The sequence below is a fragment of the Pseudoalteromonas sp. TAB23 genome, assembly GCF_000498075.1.
Classification (GTDB): domain Bacteria; phylum Pseudomonadota; class Gammaproteobacteria; order Enterobacterales; family Alteromonadaceae; genus Pseudoalteromonas; species Pseudoalteromonas arctica.
Window position 1 is genome coordinate 1 of record NZ_AUTP01000041.1, and the last position, 1,994, is coordinate 1,994.

General features: G+C 43.3%; 3 protein-coding genes. All 3 read right to left on the reverse strand.

What is annotated here, in order from left to right; all coding sequences use genetic code 11:
- Nucleotides 1-229: hypothetical protein (locus L654_RS0101005; protein WP_024606982.1), on the reverse strand; the 229-nt coding region annotated here is incomplete at its 3' end.
- A 4-nt stretch (nt 230-233) separates the two neighbouring features.
- On the reverse strand, nt 234-1,499 hold the full coding sequence (locus tag L654_RS0101010; RefSeq protein WP_024606983.1) for a reverse transcriptase/maturase family protein: 1,266 nt from the start codon (nt 1,497-1,499) through the stop codon (nt 234-236).
- A complete protein-coding gene (avd, locus tag L654_RS0101015) occupies nt 1,496-1,849 on the reverse strand; it encodes a diversity-generating retroelement protein Avd (protein ID WP_024606984.1) in 354 nt (117 codons plus the stop codon). Before avd ends, L654_RS0101010 begins: the two co-directional genes overlap by 4 nt.
- Nucleotides 1,850-1,994: the final 145 nt, after the last annotated feature.

Genomic DNA, 1,994 nt, shown 5'->3' on the forward strand with positions numbered 1-1,994 from the left:
TGTCGCGCCATTTTTGTAGCGACTCTGGCGTGCCTTCGAACTGCGCCTCCATGTATAGCGGGTCTGACTCTTTTGTGTATGCAGCTTGGCGCTTTTCTAGGTTTTGGCTTAGCTCAAACTGCTGCTGATTTAATACAGATTCAATTTGCTCTTGGTCCATACCTAGCGATTGCATGTATTCGCTGCTTGTGTTGCTGTGGCTTGTGCCCTTGTAAATGTATGTAAACATAGTTCTACCTTTTAAATGGAGTGTTAAATAATTTTAGCTTTATGCTGTGCGTGTCGGCATGGCTTGCATGGCCTAACCACGATTGCACGCATTGGTTTATTTCGACTAGTGACACTTTACCTTGCGAAAATTCTTTTCTAAATCTTTTAAGCTTGGTGCTTATTTTATTCACGCTGCTTTTTCTTAGCAGTCTATGGCTTGCATATATTCTATATCCTAAAAAATCGAGTGATCGGCCGTTCGTTTTTGCTATTGGGAACACCTGCGTTTTGCTGTTTGTTTTTAGTCGTAGGTTTTTATATAAAAACTCTTCGATTAAATTTCTCCACTCGTTAAGTTGCGCCTTGTTCTTGTGTATTATTACAAAGTCGTCCATATAGCGAATATAACGCCTTGCTTTTAGCGTGTGCTTTGCAAAGTGATCTAGCTCGTGAAGGTAGATGTTTGCAAATATTTGGCTCGTTAAATTTCCGAGCGGTATACCTACGCCCACTGCGTCGCTTGGGCTGTTGTCGATAATGTAAAAAAGCAGGGCTTTTGTTTTTTGGCACTTTAACTTGGCATCTAAAATATTTTTTAATGCCTGGTGATCAATGCTTGAAAAATACTTGCTTATATCTGCTTTTAGCGCATATGCTTTGCCGCTTTCGCTTTCCACCTGCTTAATAAATAGCTGCGCTCTGTCGGCTCCGGCGTGTGCGCCTTTGCCTGTTCTGCACGCGTAAGAATCGTGTATGTATCGCTTGTCGAATAGCGGCTCAATTACATTGTAAATTGCCCGATGTATTACACGGTCTTTAAAGTGCGGCGCTGAAATTAGCCGGCGCTTTGGCTCAAATACATAAAAATGCCTGTACGGTAATACGCTGTACATTTCCCACATTAGCTCGTTTTGTATTTGCACTATGTTTTCTTCTAGATTATTAAAGAATGCAAGGGCCGATGCTGATGTTGTTTTTCCTTTTCGGCATTGGTATGCCGCGTTTAATATGTTTTCGAACTGGTATATTTGTTCGTACGTGCAGCCTGTTGACGCGTCGACAGGCTTTATTGCTTTTTCAGCTATAGCTGGGGCAGCTGCATCCTTTTCAAAGTTGCACTGACAGCCCCCCTTAAGGGTACTGTTTCTGGCATAATCAAGAGCGGGACGAAAACCGATATTACTGTTCGCATTCGAACGCGCATTGTTCAGATTGAGCGCGCCCAGCCCAGCGTTCGAGCCATTGTTCCAGTTGCCGCCACGTAGCGGGAATCGATTCCGTGCATTCATAATGCAACTGCCTGTTTGTTTCTTATGGATTTAATCCAACCGCCCAGCATTTTGCCAATTTCTACTAATCGCTCTATCCATAATTGATATTTTTTTACGTTTATATAGCGCAAGTCTTTTGCCAAGCGAACTTGGCGCTTTAGTATTGCTAGCTCAATGTCTAACTCTGTTAGCGTTGTTTTTTTATGATAACGCTTAAATGCAGTAACTATTAAACGCTGCAGCTGCAGCATAGACTTGCGTATTTCTGCTGCTAGCACGTGCGTTTCGTGCTTTGGGAACTGCTTTATTGCTTGATACCCGTACATCAACATGTCTCTGCATTTTTCTTCGATTGTTAGCGCGGTCAAATTTCCTCCTTGTTATGCCCGCGCTATCGCGCGGGGTTCAAATTTCAATAACCAATTACGCAAAGAAAGCGGGACGAAAACCGATAATACTGTTCGCATACGAACGCGCATTGCTCAGATTGAGCGCGCCCAGCCCAGCGCCCGA